This is a genomic window from Streptomyces sp. NPDC047453 (assembly GCF_040643155.1).
Classification (GTDB): Bacteria; Actinomycetota; Actinomycetes; order Streptomycetales; family Streptomycetaceae; genus Streptomyces.
The window spans coordinates 338,067-354,434 of record NZ_JBEYTS010000001.1 but is presented as its reverse complement, the minus strand read 5'-3'; the positions used below and the strand labels follow the sequence as shown (position 1 = coordinate 354,434).

Annotated in this window: 14 protein-coding genes, 2 pseudogenes and 2 riboswitches; of the genes and pseudogenes, 10 read left to right on the top strand and 6 right to left on the bottom strand. The window is 72.7% G+C overall.

Annotated elements, in window-relative coordinates; all coding sequences use genetic code 11:
- Window positions 1-374: 374 nt before the first annotated feature.
- Window positions 375-1,232, bottom strand: a complete 858-nt coding sequence (locus ABZ818_RS01565; protein WP_361409056.1) for a MaoC/PaaZ C-terminal domain-containing protein — start codon at window positions 1,230-1,232, stop codon at window positions 375-377.
- A 183-nt stretch (window positions 1,233-1,415) separates the two neighbouring features.
- Here ABZ818_RS01565 and ABZ818_RS01560 point away from each other — a divergent pair, with 183 nt between their 5' ends.
- Genes ABZ818_RS01560 through ABZ818_RS01545 form a run of 4 tightly spaced genes read left to right on the top strand, consistent with a single transcriptional unit; the run spans window position 1,416 to window position 5,012 of the window.
- Window positions 1,416-2,354: an ABC transporter ATP-binding protein gene (locus tag ABZ818_RS01560; protein WP_361409053.1), complete on the top strand. Its 939-nt coding sequence runs from the start codon at window positions 1,416-1,418 to the stop codon at window positions 2,352-2,354.
- Window positions 2,354-3,082: an ABC transporter permease gene (locus ABZ818_RS01555; RefSeq protein WP_361409050.1), complete on the top strand. Its 729-nt coding sequence runs from the start codon at window positions 2,354-2,356 to the stop codon at window positions 3,080-3,082. Before ABZ818_RS01560 ends, ABZ818_RS01555 begins: the two co-directional genes overlap by 1 nt.
- Window positions 3,083-3,097: 15 nt before the next feature.
- A complete protein-coding gene (locus tag ABZ818_RS01550; protein ID WP_361409047.1) occupies window positions 3,098-4,321 on the top strand; it encodes a sensor histidine kinase in 1,224 nt (407 codons plus the stop codon).
- 49 nt (window positions 4,322-4,370) lie between these two features.
- Entirely contained in the window at window positions 4,371-5,012 is a 642-nt protein-coding gene (locus tag ABZ818_RS01545; protein WP_361409044.1) for a response regulator transcription factor, read from the top strand.
- A 31-nt stretch (window positions 5,013-5,043) separates the two neighbouring features.
- On the opposite strand, the gene ABZ818_RS01540 is transcribed toward ABZ818_RS01545, so the two are convergent.
- A complete protein-coding gene (locus ABZ818_RS01540; RefSeq protein ID WP_361409041.1) occupies window positions 5,044-5,778 on the bottom strand; it encodes a class I SAM-dependent methyltransferase in 735 nt (244 codons plus the stop codon).
- Window positions 5,779-6,206: 428 nt separating this feature from the next.
- Between ABZ818_RS01540 and ABZ818_RS01535 the strand changes: the two genes are divergently transcribed.
- The 4 genes from ABZ818_RS01535 (at window position 6,207) to ABZ818_RS01520 (ending at window position 10,634) form a co-directional block, all read left to right on the top strand.
- Complete coding sequence (locus ABZ818_RS01535; RefSeq protein ID WP_361409038.1) at window positions 6,207-7,946, top strand: MFS transporter; 1,740 nt, start codon at window positions 6,207-6,209, stop codon at window positions 7,944-7,946.
- Between the two features lie 109 nt (window positions 7,947-8,055).
- On the top strand, window positions 8,056-8,718 hold the full coding sequence (locus ABZ818_RS01530) for a class I SAM-dependent methyltransferase (RefSeq protein ID WP_361409035.1): 663 nt from the start codon (window positions 8,056-8,058) through the stop codon (window positions 8,716-8,718).
- 10 nt (window positions 8,719-8,728) lie between these two features.
- Window positions 8,729-9,715: an N-acetylmuramoyl-L-alanine amidase gene (locus tag ABZ818_RS01525; protein ID WP_361409032.1), complete on the top strand. Its 987-nt coding sequence runs from the start codon at window positions 8,729-8,731 to the stop codon at window positions 9,713-9,715.
- Window positions 9,716-9,869: 154 nt separating this feature from the next.
- Window positions 9,870-10,634: a hypothetical protein gene (locus ABZ818_RS01520; RefSeq protein WP_361409029.1), complete on the top strand. Its 765-nt coding sequence runs from the start codon at window positions 9,870-9,872 to the stop codon at window positions 10,632-10,634.
- Window positions 10,635-10,750: 116 nt separating this feature from the next.
- On the opposite strand, the gene ABZ818_RS01515 is transcribed toward ABZ818_RS01520, so the two are convergent.
- On the bottom strand, window positions 10,751-11,317 hold the full coding sequence (locus ABZ818_RS01515) for a hypothetical protein (protein WP_361409026.1): 567 nt from the start codon (window positions 11,315-11,317) through the stop codon (window positions 10,751-10,753).
- Between the two features lie 153 nt (window positions 11,318-11,470).
- Between ABZ818_RS01515 and ABZ818_RS01510 the strand changes: the two genes are divergently transcribed.
- The gene (locus ABZ818_RS01510) at window positions 11,471-11,764 is read left to right on the top strand and encodes a hypothetical protein (RefSeq protein WP_361409023.1); all 294 of its coding nucleotides are present in this window, start codon (window positions 11,471-11,473) and stop codon (window positions 11,762-11,764) included.
- A 43-nt stretch (window positions 11,765-11,807) separates the two neighbouring features.
- Here ABZ818_RS01510 and ABZ818_RS01505 read toward each other — a convergent pair.
- The 3 genes and pseudogenes from ABZ818_RS01505 to ABZ818_RS01495 form a co-directional block, all read right to left on the bottom strand.
- Window positions 11,808-12,881: pseudogene (locus ABZ818_RS01505) on the bottom strand (prenyltransferase); the annotation flags it as partial.
- A 23-nt stretch (window positions 12,882-12,904) separates the two neighbouring features.
- Window positions 12,905-13,621 (bottom strand): annotated as a pseudogene (locus ABZ818_RS01500) (class I SAM-dependent methyltransferase); the annotation flags it as partial.
- The gene (locus ABZ818_RS01495; protein ID WP_361409020.1) at window positions 13,615-15,057 is read right to left on the bottom strand and encodes a glycosyltransferase family 4 protein; all 1,443 of its coding nucleotides are present in this window, start codon (window positions 15,055-15,057) and stop codon (window positions 13,615-13,617) included. The gene ABZ818_RS01495 and the pseudogene ABZ818_RS01500, both read right to left, overlap by 7 nt.
- 218 nt (window positions 15,058-15,275) lie before the next feature.
- On the opposite strand from ABZ818_RS01495, the gene ABZ818_RS01490 reads away from it, so the two are divergent.
- Window positions 15,276-15,911, top strand: a complete 636-nt coding sequence (locus tag ABZ818_RS01490) for a TetR family transcriptional regulator (protein ID WP_361409017.1) — start codon at window positions 15,276-15,278, stop codon at window positions 15,909-15,911.
- Window positions 15,911-16,086: riboswitch (TPP riboswitch) on the bottom strand. It overlaps the preceding gene by 1 nt.
- Window positions 16,087-16,245: 159 nt before the next feature.
- A riboswitch (cobalamin riboswitch) is annotated at window positions 16,246-16,319 on the top strand.
- The last annotated feature ends 49 nt before the right edge of the window (window positions 16,320-16,368 follow it).

The following is a 16,368-nucleotide window of genomic DNA, read 5'->3' as shown; positions in this document are numbered from 1 at the left end:
CCCGCCCCGCCCCCCGCCCGGTTCCACTTCAACAGGCGCCGCTGGGGCGGCTTGTAACGAAGTAGTGCCGGTTGGCGTGCCCGGCTGGATTCGACCCGAGGTGTGCCGGTTAGACTCGCCCGGCTGTACGAAAGATCATTGTTGACGGGGTGAATTTCTTCCGATGAGCGACGCCAGCACGACCCAGCCGTCCGCCGCCGACGTCGAAGAGTCCGCGGCTCACGGAAAGCACCGGGGTCCGGTTTCGGTCGGCGACGGTGAGGCCGCACCCAGCGGCCGCCACCGCAGGCCTGCGGAGCAGAACGAATCGGCGGCCTGACGGCACGTCGAACGAAACGGCCCCGCCCGTCAGCTGACGGCGGGGCCGTTTCGTCTCAGCTGTGGTCGACGATCGTGCCGGTCAGCACCGGCGCGTCCTCCCGTTCGACGGCGCCCACCGTCACCCGGACCCCGCCCTCCCTCCGCCACATGCGGATGCGCAGGGTCTCGCCCGGGTACACCACCCCGGCGAAGCGCGTGGTGCAGGACCGTACGCGGGTCACGTCCCCGCCGAGCAGTGTGTCGACGACCGCCTTGAGGGTCATGCCGTAGGTGCACAGCCCGTGCAGGATGGGCCGCTCGAAGCCGGCGCGCGCGGCGAACTCCGGGTCGGCGTGCAGCGGGTTGCAGTCGCCGCTCAGACGGTAGAGCAGGGCCTGGTCCTCGCGGACCGTCCGCTCGACGATGCGGTCCGGCTCGCCGGCCGGCGCGGCGGAGCGGGCGGAGGGACCGCGCTCACCGCCCCAGCCGCCCTCGCCCCGGACGAAGATCTCCGCGTCATGGGTCCACAGCGGGCCGTCGCCGTCGGCGACCTCGGTGCGCATGACCAGGACGGCCGCCGTGCCCTTGTCGTAGACGGCGGCGATGCGGCTGGTGGCGGTGGCGGTGCCCGCCACCGGAAGGGGGCGGTGCACGGTCAGCGACTGGCCGCCGTGCAGGACGCGGGCGAGGTCGACGTCGACGCCGGGCATGGACAGGCCGCTGATCACGCCGGGCGAGCCGCCGCCGGCGACGGTGGCGAAGCTCGGCAGGACGTGCAGCCGCGTCTCCAGGGTGTAGCGCAGTTCGCCGGGGTCGGTGGCGGGCAGGCCCGCGCCGATACCGAGGTGGTAGAGCAGGACGTCCCTGGGGCTCCAGGAGATCTCAACGGTTCGGGGTTCGGCCGCGAGGGCCTGGGCTGCGTCGATGGGCATGGGTCTCCGGAATCAGAGTCTCCTGGCGCCCTCCTGTATAGCCCAGCGCTGTTCGGCTGTGAAGACACCTGACACACAGTCAGATCATTACGAAGCGGGCCGGCCGGCCGTGACATTTGTCCTGCCGGAGTCCGTACAAGCGCATCTGCCGGGCGCGGCACGGGAGTTCGTAGCGTCGTAGGCATGACACACGTCGCAGACATGACACGGACAGGGCGTGCCGTGTCCTTCACACGGGCCGTCAAGGCCTTCGGCGCCGTGCGCGCCGTCGACGGCGTCGACCTGACCATCGAGCGCGGCGAGACGGTGGCCCTGCTCGGCCTCAACGGCGCCGGCAAGTCGACGGCGATCTCGCTGCTGCTCGGCCTGCTCCCGCCCGACGCGGGCATGGTCGAGCTGTTCGGCGGGCCGCCCGAGCGGGCGGTGCGCGCCGGTCTGGTCGGCGCCATGCTCCAGGAGGCGCGGGCGGTGCCCCGGGTCACCGTCCGCGAGCTGGTGGCCTTCGTGGCCGGCCGCTACCCGGCGCCGCTGCCCGTCGCCCGCGCCCTTGAGCTGGCCGGGATCGCCCATCTGGCCGGACGGCGGGTGGACCGGCTCTCCGGTGGCCAGGCACAGCGGGTGCGGTTCGCGGTCGCGGTGGCCGGCGACCCCGCGCTGCTGGTGCTGGACGAGCCGACGGCGGCCCTGGACGTGGAGGCGCGCCACGCCTTCTGGGACGCGATGGGGGCCTACGCGCGCGGCGGTCGCACCGTGCTGTTCTCCACGCACTACCTGGAGGAGGCCGACGCGCACGCCGACGGGATCCTCGTCCTGGACCACGGCCGGCTCGTCGCCGACGGTACCGGCGAGGAACTGCGGCGGGCGGCGGGCGGCGGCCTGGTCGCCTTCGACCTGGCCGGGCGGGGCATCGAGGGCCTGGAACTCCTGCCCGGCGTGCGGTCGCTGGAGGTGCGCGGGGACCGGGCGCGGCTGCGCACCGACGACCCGGACGCGACCGTGATCGCCCTGGCCGGGCTGGGTGCCGTTCGAGGGCTGGAGGTCGCACCGGCCTCGCTGGACGACGCCTTCCTGGCCCTGACGGGCGCGCGGGCGGCCACGGAGTTCGAAGGGGAGGCGGCGTGATGCGCGACGTACTGGACTACCTGCGGCTGGAGGTGCGCCGCACCCTGCGCGACACGGGCTTCGTGATCGGCGGGATCGCGATGCCGGTGATGATGTACCTGCTGTTCACCAACCTCGGCGACGGCGCCGACCGGGGCTGGCGGACCGCCTCCATGGTGGGCATGGCCGCCTACGGCGCGGTCGGCTCGGCCCTCAACACCGGCGGCGGCGTCGCCGAGGACCGTACGGTCGGCTGGCTGCGGCAGCTCAGGGTGACCCCGATGACCCCGCGCCAGGTCGTCACCGGGCGGGCGCTGACCGCCTCGGTGACCGTGCTGCCCGCGATCTGCGCGGTGCTGCTGGCGGGCGGCCTGCTCAACGGCGTACGGCTGGCGGCGTGGCAGTGGGCGTCGGCGGCGCTGCTGCTGTGGCTGGGCTCGGTCCCGTTCACACTGCTCGGCCTGGGCAACGGCTACGGGCTGACCGCGCAGACCACGGGCGTGGTCAACATGGTGTGCAACCTGGGGCTCGCGGTGCTCGGCGGCCTGTGGTTCCCCGTCGAGTTGTTCCCGCACTGGCTGCGCGCCCTGTCCGGGTACACGCCCACGCACGGGATCGCCGAACTCGGAGTGTCGGTCGCGGAGGGCCACGCTCCGGCGGCGGGTGCCATCCTCGTACTGGCGGGCTGGCTGTCGCTGTTCGGTTCGTACGCCGTGCTGTCCTACCGCCGTCATGCCGGCAAGGTCTGATCGGGGAGCGCGAACATGAACTGGTCACGCAGGGTCTCCTGCCGCGTGGAACACGGGACGGGGCACGGGGGCGGGCAGGAGTCCGAGCACCCGGGGCCGCCGCCCACCGGCTTCTCCCTGCTGCCCTGGCTGCTGATGGGGATGGGCGCCTTCTCCAACCTGTTCCAGGGCAAGGCCCCGAACCCGTGGATCGGCGGCCTCGGCCTGCTGGCCTTCAACTCGCTCTACATCTATGTGGTGTTCCGTGCCTTCCACAAGCGAACGCGTACGGCTCGCTCCACCCGCCTCGCGCTGCTGCTGCTGTTCCTGGTGACGTGCGCTCTGGCCATCGGGTACGGCGGTACCTGGCTGCTGTTCCTGCCGCTGTTCGGCCTGGCGACGGGCGCGGCCCTGCGCGGGCCGCTGCTCGGCCGGATCGGTGTGGGTCTTGGCCTGTTCGCGGGGGTCGTCGCCGGGCTGCGCGAGGGCTGGAACGGGATCAACATCGGTTACGGCACGTTCCTGTCGACGGTGGTGACGGCGGTGATCCTCAGCCTGTCCGACGCCGTGCGGGAACTGCGCGCCGCCCGGGAGGAGCTGGCCCGCCGCGCGGTGGAGGAGGAGCGGCTGCGCTTCTCCCGGGACCTGCACGACCTGCTCGGCCACACGCTGTCGGTGATCGTGGTGAAGTCGGAGGCGGCCCGGCGGCTGGCGCCCCGCGACATGGGGGCGGCGCTGACGCAGATCACCGACATCGAGTCCGTCGGGCGGCAGGCGCTCACCGAGATCCGCGAGGCGGTCACCGGCTACCGCGAGGGCGGCCTCGGCACGGAACTCGACCGGGCCCGCTCGGCGCTGACCGCCGCCGGCATCGAGCCCGTGGTGCGCCGGTCGGGCCCTCCGCTGACACCGGGCGCCGAGGCGCTGCTGGGCTGGGTGGTGCGCGAGGCGGTGACCAACGCCGTACGGCACAGCGGCGCGAGCCGCTGCGAGATCAGCGTCACCGGCACGGCCGGGCGGGCCCGCCTGACGGTCGTCGACGACGGGTACGACGCGTCCGCCGGGCCGGCCGGGGACGCGGACCCGACCGGGGTGGATGGCACCGGTCTGAAGGGACTGACCGAACGCCTCGCGACGGCGGGCGGTTCGCTGCGGGCCGGCCCCTCGCCCCGCGGCGGTTTCACGGTGACCGCCGAAGTGCCCGTGGACGGCGGGGAGCCGGTGGAGGACGGCGTCCGGCTCGGCTCGTCGTCGAGGTGACCGGTCCGCGCGCCCGCGCCCGCGGGGCGCGAGTCAATACCCTTGGCCCGTGACCGAGACGCCCGGAGACCGCCGTCCCGCCAAGCCCATCCGCCTCCTGCTCGCGGAGGACCAGCAGATGATGCGGGGCGCGCTCGCCCTCCTGCTCGGCATGGAGGACGACATGGAGGTCGTCGCCCAGGTCTCGGCGGGCGACGCCGTCGTGGACGCCGCGCTGGCCCACCGCCCCGACGTGGCGCTGCTGGACATCGAACTGCCCGGGATGAGCGGTCTGGACGCCGCCGCCGAGCTGCGCGAGCAGGCTCCCGGCTGCCGGGTGCTGATCCTGACCACCTTCGGCCCGCCCGGCTATCTGCGCCGGGCCATGGAGTCCGGGGCCGGGGGCTTCCTGGTCAAGGACGGGCCGGTGGAGGAACTGGCGGCCGCGATCCGCCGGGTGCTGGCCGGGGAGACGGTGGTCGACCCGGTGCTCGCCGCGGCCGCCCTCAGCGCGGGCCCCAGTCCGCTCACCGCCCGCGAGTGCGATGTGCTGAGGGCCTCCGCCGACGGGGCGACGGTCGCCGACGTCGCCGCGAAGCTGCACCTGTCGGAGTCCACCGTCCGCAACTACCTGTCCGCCGCGATCGGCAAGACCGGCACCCGCAACCGCACGGAGGCCGTACGGGAGGCCCGCCGCCAGGGCTGGCTGTGACTCCGCCGCCCGGACGCGCCCCGGGCGTTCGCTACCCCGGCTCCCGCCGGAACAGCCCCGCCCACAGGAACGCCTCCCCGAAGCAGGGCGACCCCTCCGGCTCGTCCCGCATCCGGCGCAGTTCCACCTCGGTCAGGTCCGCGAAGATCCGCCGCAACGACTCGGGCGTGTACGCGAGCCCACCGTGCATACTGCCGCTGCGGTACAGCTCCGCGTCCGACAGCTCGCAGCCCATGGCTCCGGCCGCGAAACAGGTCAGGGCCAGGTGGCCGCCGGGGGCCAGGACCCGGTCGAGCAGAGCCAGGTGGCTGATCCGGCGGTGCGGCGGCAGATGGTGGAAGCAGCCGGAGTCGTACACCAGGTCGTACGGGCCGATGAGGGGCGAGCCGGCGGAACCGAAGGCGTCCTGGCACAGGAACCGCACCTCGGCCCCCGTCTCCCGGGCCCTCTCCCGGGCCCAGGCGATGGCCTGCGGCGACAGGTCGACCGCGTCCACCTCGAAGCCGCGCTCGGCGAGGTGCAGGGCGTTGCGCCCCGGCCCGCACCCGAGGTCCAGTGCCCGGTGGCCGCCGATCAGCCCCCGCTCCAGCCACTCGACGAGGTTCTCGTCCGGCTTGTCCGCGAAGAACGGCACCGGACGGGTCCGGTCCGCGTAGAACCCGTCCCACCAGCCGGCCGCGCCACCCGTCCACCGGTCGGCGTCCGGCGCGAACAGCCGGTCCAGCAGCGCCAGCACATCGTCGACCGTGCGTATGTCCCGCTCCATACGACCCCCTTCCGCATTCGACGTGCTCGAATGGGCCAAGTGGGCCCAAGTGGGCCAATTCTAGGGTCGGGCACCACGAAAGCCCAGGTCAGTGGGTGTCCGCGGGCTGCTGCGGGATCGCTGTCCGCGCGGGTGCCGGGCCGCGGCGGGGACCGGAGAGGCCTCACCCCCGGCCCGGTGCGAAACTCCGCCCGCACCCGCGCCCAAGAGCCGGAGAAGGGCTTCCACGGCCGGGCCGGCCCCGGTTTTTCCTCCACTCCCCCGGCCCGCGGGCCGCCTGACAGGCGTTCAGATCCTCACGGAACGGTCAAGAAATAGTTAGTACGCCAAAGCATCGGAATAGCTGCCTCGGCCTACGGGGTTGACCCAGCGCTCGTTCCGCACGGATGACCGCACGCTCCACCCTCACGGCCCGGAGGCTCCACTCGATGACGCTCACGACGACCGGACGGCCCGAACGGAGAGCGAGCGGGGCCGTCGTCCCGGTGCTCGCCTTCGCGGGGATCGTCGTCGCGGTGATGCAGACCCTGCTCGTCCCGGTCATCAAGGACCTGCCGCAACTGCTGGACACCTCGCCCAGCGACGCCACCTGGGTCCTGACCTCCACCCTCCTGTCCGGCGCGGTGGCCACGCCGATCATGGGCCGCCTCGGCGACCTGTACGGCAAGCGCCGCATGCTGATCGCCAGCCTCGCCGTGATGGTGGTCGGCGCGCTGGTCAGCGCGTTCACCTCCGCCCTGCTGCCCATGATCGCGGGCCGCACGCTCCAGGGCTTCGCGATGGGCGCGATCCCGCTCGGCATCGGCCTGATGCGGGACATGCTGCCGCGCGAGAGGCTCGGCTCCGCCATGGCGCTGATGAGTTCCTCGATCGGCGTCGGCGGCGGTCTCGCCCTGCCCGCCGCGGCCATGGTCGCCCAGCACACCGACTGGCACACCCTCTTCTACGGCGCCGCCGGCCTCGGCGTCCTCTCCATCGGCCTCACCCTCCTCGCCGTACCGGAGTCCCCGGCGCGCGCCGAGGGCTCCTTCGACCTGCCGGGCGCGCTGGGCCTGTCCGTCGGCCTGGTCCTGCTCCTGCTGCCCGTCACCAAGGGCAGCGACTGGGGCTGGTCGTCGCCCACCACGCTCGGCCTGTTCGCCGCGGCCGTCGTCGTCCTGCTCCTGTGGGGCCTGATGGAGCTGCGCGTCGCGGCCCCGCTGGTCGACCTGCGCACCACCGCCCGCCGCGAGGTGCTGCTGACCAACCTCGCCTCGATCATGGTCGGCGTCAGCTTCTACGTCGTCTCCCTCGTCCTGCCCCAGCTGCTCCAGCTGCCCGCCGCCACCGGCTACGGGCTCGGTCAGTCGATGGTCGTCGCCGGTCTGTGCGTGGCCCCGCTGGGCCTGACCATGATGTTCACCGCGCCGGTCTACGCCCGCCTGTCCGCCCGCTACGGCCCGAAGGTCACCCTGATCATCGGCCTGATGGTCATCGCCGTCGGATACGCCGCCGGCCTCGGCCTGATGAACGCGGCCTGGCAGACCGTCGTCATCTCGGTGGTCCTGGGCGCCGGCATCGGACTGGCGTACTCCTCGCTGCCCGCGCTGATCGTCGGCGCGGTCCCGGCCTCCGAGACGGGCGCGGCGAACGGCCTCAACACCCTGATGCGGTCCATCGGCACCTCGGTGTCCAGCGCCGTGATCGGCATGGTGCTGGCCGACACCGCGCACCACACCGGCGGACTCGCGATCCCCACCATGCACGGCTTCCGCGTCTCCTTCCTGATCGCCACGGCCGCCGTCGTGGTGGGCCTGGCGCTGGCCCTGTGCCTGCCCCGGCCGAACCTCTCGACGGGCCCGCGGCTGCGCGCGAGCAGCGAGGAGGACGCCAACCTGGCACGGGCCGAGGCGGTCCTGCGCGGCTTCCGCGGCCGGGTCCTGGACTCCGGCGGCACCCCGGTCGCCCGTGCCAAGGTCACGCTGATCGACCGCCGCGGCCGCCAGGCGGGCGCCACGCTCTCCGCGGAGGACGGCAGCTACGCCCTCGCGGTCCCGGCCAGGGGCCCGTACGTCCTGGCCGCCCGCGCCGCCGGGCACGGCCCGCACGCGAGCGCGGCGACCCACCCCGGCGAGGACCACCCGGTCGACCTGGACCTGTCCCTGCCGGGCGAGTCGGTCACCGCCTGAGGCAGCCGTACGCCTGAGAGATATGCCACCGCACCCCCTGTCGCCCGCGCGGCAGGGGGTGCGGCAGCATGGCGCCGGAACGGATGCACGACCGACAGGAAGGACCCCCATGCCCGCGGCACCCGAGCCGAAAGTCCTCGCCGCGTTCGAGGCCGCGAAGGGGTTCATGCCCACCGACGAGGGGCTCGCGCTGTACGCGGCGGCCGTGGCGGCCGGGCGGCTCGGGCTGCCGCTGCTGGAGGTCGGCACGTACTGCGGGCGCTCGACGATCCTGCTCGCCGACGCGGCCCGGCGGGCCGGGGTCACCGCGCTCACCGTGGACCACCACCGCGGCAGCGAGGAGCAGCAGCCCGGCTGGGAGTACCACGACCCGGAGACGGTCGACCCCGAGACCGGGCTGATGGACACGCTCCCCACGTTCCGCAGGACCCTGCACCGGGCGGGTCTCGAGGAGCACGTGGTGGCACTCGTCGGCCGCTCGCCGCAGATCGCCGCCCTGTGGAACACCCCGCTCGGCCTGGTCTTCGTGGACGGCGGTCACACCGACGAGCACGCCGGCGCCGACTACGAGGGGTGGGCGCCGCACCTGGCCGAAGGCGGGCTTCTGGTCATCCACGACGTGTTCCCGGACCCGGTGGACGAGTTCACCGGGCAGGCCCCGTACCGCGTCTACCTGCGGGCCCTGGAGTCGGGCGCCTTCACCGAGGAGTCGGCGGCCGGATCGCTGCGCGTACTGCGGCGAACCGAAGCAGGCACCCGCACCCGCCGTTAGAGTCGCAGACGTGTCGTACACAGGCCCCGACTTCGATGTCCCGCAGCCCGAGCGCCCCGGCCGCCTCCGCCGAGGGCTCCTGACCGTCTCCCTCGCGGCGCTGGTGCCCGGCGCGCTGCTGGGCTGGCTGGTGTACGAGGCGGTGGGCGACCCGGGCGGCGGCTCGGACACGGCGGCCCCGCCGTCGGCGACCGGCTCCCCCTCGGCGTCCGAGACGTCCGAGGCGTCCAAGGGGGCCAAGGCGTCCGAGAAGCCGGTGCCGCCCTCCTCCTCCGGTCAGAACGGCAAGGGGGCCGGCCGGTCCCCCGCCGCCTCCGGCCCGCTCAGGGGCAAGGTCGTCGTCATCGACCCGGGCCACAATCAGGGCAACTTCCGGCACACGGCGGAGATCAACCGCACGGTGGACATCGGCACCAACCGCAAGGAGTGCGACACCACCGGCACGTCCACCAACGCCGGTTACACCGAGGCCCGGTTCACGATGGACGTGGCCCACCGGCTGCGCGCGCTGCTCGAGGCGCAGGGCGCGACGGTGAAGCTGACCCACGACGGCGGCTCTCCGGCCTGGGGCCCGTGCGTCGACGAGCGCGCCCGGATCGGCAACAACGCGCACGCGGACGCCTCCGTGTCGATCCACGCCGACGGCGCGGCGACCGGCGACCGCGGCTTCCACGTCATCCTCCCGGGGGCCGTGCACGCCGGCTCCGCCGACACCCGACCGATCGTCTCCTCCTCCCGGGATCTGGGCGAGCGCATCGCGGGCAACTTCGTCCGGGTCACGGGCGAGGCGCCGTCCAACTACATCGGCGGCGGCACCGGCCTCGTCACGCGGAAGGATTTGGGCGGTCTCAATCTGTCAACGGTTCCCAAGGTGTTCATCGAGTGCGGCAACATGCGCGATAGCAAGGACGCGGCATCGCTCACCAGCGGCAACTGGCGGCAGAAGGCGGCAGAGGGGATCTCTGAGGGAATCGTGAGTTTCCTGCGCGGGTCGTGATCAGGGCACTCATCCCGGCGGACATCGTGGCCGTACGGACGATAGTGTCATCCGTACGATGAGGCGCCACCCCCGCGCTTCGCACCGCGGCCTGACGGCGAGATGGTGACAGCGACGCCTCCACCGACGAGACGACGAACCAGAAGGACCTGACGTGAATATCCGCTCCCTCACTCGGGGCGACGGCGTGGTGATCGGAGCAGCGGTGTTGCTGTTCATCGCGTCGTTCCTCCACACCTACTCGAGCCTCCTGACCAGCAACGCCTGGGACGCGCTCGGGCTGGGGCTCGGCGTCTACATGGGCGGAGTGATCGGCGCCGCGTTGATCGTCGTCAACCGGTGTCTGCCGCAGCCCCGCAAGGTGGCGGGCCTGGACCTGGGCGCGGTGGGAGTGGCGTTCACGGTCCTGGTCGCGTGGATCATGTTCTGGAACCTGGTGGACGCTCCCCAGGTCGGCGCGGGCTCCGGCCTGATCCTGGGCTTCATCGCGGCCCTCGTCCTGGCCGCAGGCGCCGTCGCCACTCCGCTGGTCCCGGCCCTTCAGGCCGCCCTGATGCCCGCGCCCAGGCCGGCCGCGCCGCAGCCCTACGGCGGACAGCCGCAGGGCGGGTACGGCTGCCCGGGCACTCAGCAGCCCTTCGGCGGGCAGCCGCAGCAGAACCAGCCGTCGTTCGGCGGTGGCCAGCCGCAGCAGGTCCCGCAGGGGCAGCAGCCCGTGGCCGGCTTCTCGCCGTTCTGGTTCGCCGTGCCGGCGCCGCGTCCGCTGTTCGCGGAGGACGGCTCCCCCGCGCCGATCGCCGAACTGGCGCCGGGCGTGTGGTACCTGGCCGTGGAGCAGCGCGGTCAGGGCCTGCTGACCGAGATGCAGGACGGCCGCCGGGGTGTCCTCCAGGACGCGTCCAACATCCAGCGCGGCTGATCCGGCCCGCCGGACCCGCGCCGCGGCCCCTCGCCCTCACCGGGCGGGGGGCCGTTGCCGTGCCGCACGCGAGGCCTGGACCCGGCAGGCCGTCGGTGAACAGCCCGGAACGGCTCCTAGGAGCCGTGGATGAGCTGCGAATGGGTCGGCACCTTGTTGTGGACCGGGGCGCCCGCGCTGCTCCCGGCGCCCTTCACCTTGTTGATGACTTTGTTGTAGTCACCGACGGCCGAGGTGTCGCCGTGGCGCAGCTTGGCGGGCAGGGCCTTCAGGTCGTTGATGGCCTTGTTGAGCGGGGCGAGTGCCTTCGACAGCAGGGGGTCGCCATGGGCGTTGCGCACGGCGGCCTTGAGCCGGTTGTACGTGAAGGCACCAGCCAGGGCGGCCTTGATGAGGGTGCGCTTGCGGTGGGGAGCGCCCTTCTTGAACTTGCCCTGCTTGTACGGTTTCACGATCCACTCGTAGGTGGCCCCGGCCGCGAGCGCCGCGTTCGCCACGAACCGGGTCTTGGCGAAGTGCTGCCTCTCCGCGGGCGTGGTGGGGCTGGGCTTGGCCGCCGCCACGGCGACCGTCGGACTGCGTTGCGGAGTGCTCTGGGCGCCCACGGCCCACCCGGTGGAACCGGCGAGCAGGGCGCAGCAGAGCGTCAGCGCCAGGGCGAGGCGCCGTATCGGTACGGGCACGATGTCCTCCCGAACATGTTGCTCCGGGTGTTGTTCAGGAGGTCCGTGTGATCCCGGGTGGCCGTGCCGAAACAGTGCACTGGAGGTATCCTCCGGGTCACTCCCCGTGCGTAGGCCGGGTTTCCGGCGGGATTCCGGGGCAGACGCAAGGGCATGTCCCCTCGATATCGCACAGGTTCCAACTCCGCCGGTACGGTCATCGCGGTGGTCGCGGACGTCATGGCCGTCATCCTCGGACTGTGGATTCTGATGTACCTGCTGGACGCCAACCGGGCCAACGAGCTGGTCCGGTTCGTCCACGGCGCGGCCGACTGGCTGGCCGGCTGGTCCCGGGACCTCTTCACCTTCGACAGGCCCTGGGCCCGCGTGATCGCCGGCTACGGTCTGGCCGCCGTGGTGTACCTCTTCGTCGGCCACGCCGTCGCCAACCGGATGCACCGGCACTGACGGCGGCGGGCCGGTGCGGGCAGGTCCGGACTGACGAACGGCGTCAGCCGCAGCAGTCCGTGTCGAGGCCCCGCGGCAGGCGGTCGCCCGCCGCGAAGACCGTGCAGGTGGCCTCGTGGCCGCCGAGCGCGGCCACCGCGAGCAGCAGGGAACCGGCGGTCCACATGGTCAGTTCGCGGGGCCACACGGCGTCGTCCTCGAAGACGTAGCCCGTCCAGTACAGGCCGGTGTCCGGGTCGCGCAGGTGCTGGATGGACTGGAGCACGGCCAGAGCGTGGTCGGACTCGCCCACCGCCCACAGGGTCAGGGCGAGTTCGGCCGACTCCCCGCCCGTCACCCACGGGTTGGGGACGACGCAGCGCACCCCGAGTCCGGGCACCACGAAGCGGTCCCAGCCCTCCGCTATGCGCGCCTTCGCCTCCGCGCCGGTCAGCGCGCCGCCCAGCACCGGGTAGTACCAGTCCATGGAGTAGCGGTCCTTGTCCAGGAACCGCTCCGGGTGCGCGCGGATCGCGTGCCGGAGCGCACCGACCGCCAACTCCCAGTCCGGCTGCGGCTCTTCACGCTGCTCCGCGATGGCCAGCGCACAGCACAGCGCGTGGTGGACCGAGGAGCACCCGGTCAGCAGCGCGTCCGCGGTGTCCGTGCCGTCGTCCTCCCGCTTCCAGCCGATCTGCCCGCCGGGCTGCTGGAGCCGCAGCACGAACTCGATCGCCGCGTACACGACGGGCCACATGCGGTCCAGGAAGGTGTCGTCGCCCGTCGAGAGGTAGTGGTGCCAGACCCCAACGGCCGTGTAGGCGACGAAGTTGGTCTCCCGGCGGCGGTCGGTGACGTCGTCGTGCGCCCCGTCGGCGTAGGCCGCGTACCAGGAGCCGTCCTGGAGCTGGTGGCGGGCCAGCCACGCGTAGGCACGCTCGGCGGCCTCGTGCTCGCCGGCCGCGTCCAGCGCCATCGCCGCCTCGACGTGGTCCCACGGGTCGAGGTGGTGCCCGCGGAACCACGGGATCGCCCCGTCCTCCCGCTGGCCGGCGAGTATGCCGCGTACGGTCGCGGCGGCCTGCCCGGCGGTGAGGACTCCGGGCAGGACGAGGTGTTCTGTCCGGGGAGTCGTCACGCCTCGGCGCCCCCGGCCGTGTCGGGCAGCCGCGGCTTCGTCGCGTACGCCACGAAGCTCTTGCCGATCAGCGGGTTCAGCGCCTGCTCGGCCACCCGGGTGGCCAGCGGCTTCTTCATGATGTCCCAGACCAGCAGCTTGTGGTACGCCCGCACCGGCAGCACCTGGTCGTTGTCGACGCCGAACGCGCACTTCAGCCACCAGTACGGCGAGTGCAGCGCGTGCGCGTGGTGGGTGCCGTAGGGCTTCAGGCCCGCCTCGCGCATTCTGCCGAGGAGTTCGTCGGCCTTGTAGATGCGGATGTGGCCGCCTTCCACCTCGTGGTAGGCGTCGGACAGGGCCCAGCAGACCTTCTCGGGGCCGTAGCGCGGCACGGTGACGGCGATCCGCCCGCCCGGCCGGAGCACCCGGACCATCTCGGCGAGGACGCCCTTGTCGTCGGGGATGTGCTCCATCACCTCGGAGATGATGACGACGTCGAAGGAATCGTCGGGGAAGGGCAGCGCCAGCGCGTCGCCCTCCATGGCGGTCGCGGTCGCCCCTTCCGGTGCCTCCCCGGCCTCCTTCATCGCCGCGAACCACTTGGCGACCTCGCGGATCTCCTCGCCGTTGCGGTCCAGCGCCACGACCCGGGCCCCGCGCCGGTAGCACTCGAACGCGTGCCGGCCGGCACCGCATCCGAGGTCCAGCACGCGGTCGCCCGGGGCGAGCGGGAACCGGGAGAAGTCGACGGTCAGCACGTGGCCCTGCTTTCTCGGTTGAGGTCGGCGTCGGTCGTGGTGGTGCCGGTCCGCGCGGGGCCGGCCACCGGGGCGGCCGCGACGGGGGTGCCCGCGCGGGAACGGGCGAGGGTCTCGCGGTACCTGGCCACGGTCCCCTCGGCGGCACGGGCCCAGGTGAAGTGCCGCAGGACCCGCTCACGCCCGGCCCGGCCCAGCCGGAGGCGCAGCTCCGGGTCTCCCAGCAGCCGGCCGAGCGCCACGGCCAGCGCCCCGGCGTCGCCCGGCGGCACGGCCAGGCACGTCTCGCCGTCGCGTCCGGCGACCTCGGGGACGGCGCCCCCGGTCGTGGCGACCAGCGGAGTGCCCGTGGCCATGGCCTCGGCCGCCGGGAGGGAGAAGCCCTCGTACAGCGACGGAACGCACGCGACCTCGGCCGAGCGGACCAGGCCGACCAGTTCGGCGTCCGAGATCCCCTTCACGAACTCGACGGCGCCTTCGAGGCCGTAGCGTTCGACCGCCTGCGCGACCGGACCCTGCTCGGGCCGCTTGCCGACGACGACGAGGTGCGCGGCGGGGTGCTCGGCGCGCACCTTCGCCAGCGCCTCGACGAGGAACACCAGCCCCTTGAGCGGCACGTCCGCGCTGGAGGTGGTCACGATCCGGCCGGGCACCTGCCGCACGGCCGGGTCGGGTGAGAACAGGTCGGTGTCGGCGCCGATGTGCACGACGTGGACGCGGTCCTCGCGCACGCCGAGGTGGTCGACGATCTCCTGGCGGGAAGTGCCGGAGACGGTGAGCACGGAGGGCAGCCTGCGCGCGACGCGCTTCTGCATGCGGGTGAAGGCGTACCAGCGCCGTACGGACCAGCGCCGCTGCCATCCCTCGGCGGCGTCCAGCTCCAACTTCCGGTCCACGGTGATGGGGTGGTGGATGGTGGTGACCAAGGGCGCGCCGACGTCCCCCAGCAGCCCGTATCCCAGGGTCTGGTTGTCGTGGACGATGTCGAACTCCCCGCGCCGGGCGCGCAGATGGCGGCGGGCGCGCAGCGAGAAGGTCAGCGGTTCGGGGAAGCCGCCGACCCACATGGTGGCGACCTCCAGCGCGTCGATCCAGTCGCGGTACTCGTCGCGCTTCGGGGTGCGGAAGGGGTCCGGCTGCCGGTAGAGGTCCAGGCTCGGCAGCTCGGTCAGGCGCAGCCGGCCGTCGTGGCCGTGGCCGTGGCCGGCGATGTCACCGAGGGTGTCGGGGGTGTCGAGGACGGGGTACGGCTGGGCGGCGATCACCTCGACCCGGTGGCCGAGGCGGGCCAGTTCGCGCGAGAGATGGCGTACGTAGACGCCCTGGCCGCCGCAGAACGGGTTCCCTTTGTAGGTGAGGAGCGCTATGCAGAGCGGTCGCTCGCCGTCCTCGGCCAGGTCCGCCGGGGACCCCGCCTGACTGGGCTCAGCGGTCACTCCGGCCCCCCTTCTGACTGCACTGTCCCGCGAGATTACGTCGGGACGCTAATCTAGAACAAGTTTCAGACTTGATCGTTCAGGAGGCTCCGAATCTACCGGGAGGTAGCCACGCTGTGAGCAGTGGATCGGGTGATTCGCACCACGGCCCGCGCCACCGCCCGCGGTCCGGTCCCCCTACCGGCCCCTGCCTCACCGACTGTCACGGAACGGGATCCATGCCTGCGCGAGCCAGTACCTCCCGGCCGGCCTCACCGCCCCTCACCGAGCGGCAGGAGGCCCGCCGCCGCCGCATCCTGCGCGCGAGCGCGCAACTGGCCGCCCGGGGCGGCTTCGACGCCGTGCAGATGCGGGAGGTCGCGGAGTCCTCGCAGGTGGCGCTGGGCACGCTCTACCGGTACTTCCCGTCCAAGGTCCACCTGCTCGTCGCCACGATGCAGGACCAGCTGGAGCGCCTGCACGGCACGCTGCGCAAGAACCCGCCGGCCGGCGAGAGCGCCGCCGAGCGGGTGGCGGAGACCCTGATGCGCGCCTTCGGCGCCCTCCAGCGCGACCCCCACCTCGCGGACGCGATGGTCCGCGCGCTGACCTTCGCGGACCGCAGCGTGAGCCCGGAGGTCGACCAGGTCTCCCGCCAGACCACCGCGATCATCCTGGACGCCATGGGCCTGGAGGAGCCCACCGCCGAGCAGCTCTCCGCGGTCCGCGTGATCGAGCACACCTGGCTCTCGGCCCTGATCACCTGGCTCTCGGGCCGCGCCTCCCTCGCCCAGGCGAAGGCCGACATAGGGACGGCGTGCCGGCTGATCGACCTGACCCTGCCCCCCGAGGCGCCCCTCGAGGCGCACGAATAGGACCTACGAGACGGGTTCCCTTCGCCGGTATTACCCGGATCAGGTAATGGGGGTCGCCTTCGGGTCCGACTACTACCTTCCGGCCTCTCAGCCCGACCGTCGACGTCGGCCTCAGCGGATGCCGTAGCGTCTCGCCAAAGTCGGCTACTCCGGTTGAACTCCCTCACTCGCCTCGTAGGCCACTTACAGAATAAATCCGTCCGACCCGGATGGAACCCCCCAATCCGAAGATTTTTTCGGATTCTCCCGCGCCGGGCGAGACGGGCATCGGGCACCCCTCGGGGCCTTTCCGGTAGGCCGGTAGAGTGACCGGGTCGTCATCACACCCGTTCGGGGGGAAGCCGGTGGAAATCCGGCGCTGACCCGCAGCCGTGAGCCGTCCCGCGAGGGCGGCGAGCCGGAATGCCCGGGGCGGGACGTGACCGGCTCATGCGCATCGGCAGATCCGCCGGCGCAT